Source organism: Massilia glaciei (genome assembly GCF_003011895.2).
Lineage (GTDB): Bacteria > Pseudomonadota > Gammaproteobacteria > Burkholderiales > Burkholderiaceae_D > Telluria_A > Telluria_A glaciei.
This window is the reverse complement of sequence record NZ_PXWF02000036.1, coordinates 1-603: the sequence shown is the minus strand read 5'-3', so window position 1 is coordinate 603 and position 603 is coordinate 1. Positions and strand designations below refer to the sequence as shown.

Here is a 603-nt window from a genome sequence, read left to right as displayed (position 1 = left end):
GCGGCAGCTGCGGCAGGCTGCGGCGCCGGCGGCGCGGGCGGGGCTGCCGGTGACGGCGGGCGCGGCGGGGCGGCGGGACGGCCTGCCTGCAGCCTGGCCAGTTCCTCCCCGATCCAGCCGGCGCGCCGGGCGGGCGAACGCGGCACGAAGTCCCAGCCCCGCTGCGCCTGGTATTGACCGGCCAGCGCGCCGCTCAGTTGCTCCAACCGGTCGAGCTCGATCTGGACCGCGTACTCGGCAAAACTGCTGACCACGTTTTGCCGCATCAGCAAGATGGCGGCCGCCGCCACCGCGACGATGGCCAGCAGAACGGAGGCGAACAGGCGGTGGCCGATGGAGATGCGCAAGCGATTGTCCGATGGGTTATTGGTGGGCGGGAGGGCAGGAACGGCCGGGAAATCGCGAGTGTATCCTGTTTTCCGACAGGCCAGAAGTTGGTCCAGGAAAAGTTTTTTGCGTCGGCGCGGGCGGCGCGTCCGCATGCCCCCTTCTGGCATTCGTGCGCGTTTGACGCCTGTTTCGCGCGCGTTCTGTCGCGTTTCGTCTCCCGCCTGTCCGATCGGCAACAGGGGAGGCGCGACAAGGCGGAACGAGGCGAAAAGC

1 protein-coding gene is annotated in these 603 nt (G+C 69.3%); it reads right to left on the bottom strand.

Translation table 11 applies throughout. From position 1 onward, the window contains the following. Positions 1-347, bottom strand: a 347-nt coding sequence (locus C7C56_RS28550) for a hypothetical protein (protein WP_181372991.1), incomplete at its 3' end; no start/stop codon positions are given. Positions 348-603 lie beyond the last annotated feature (256 nt).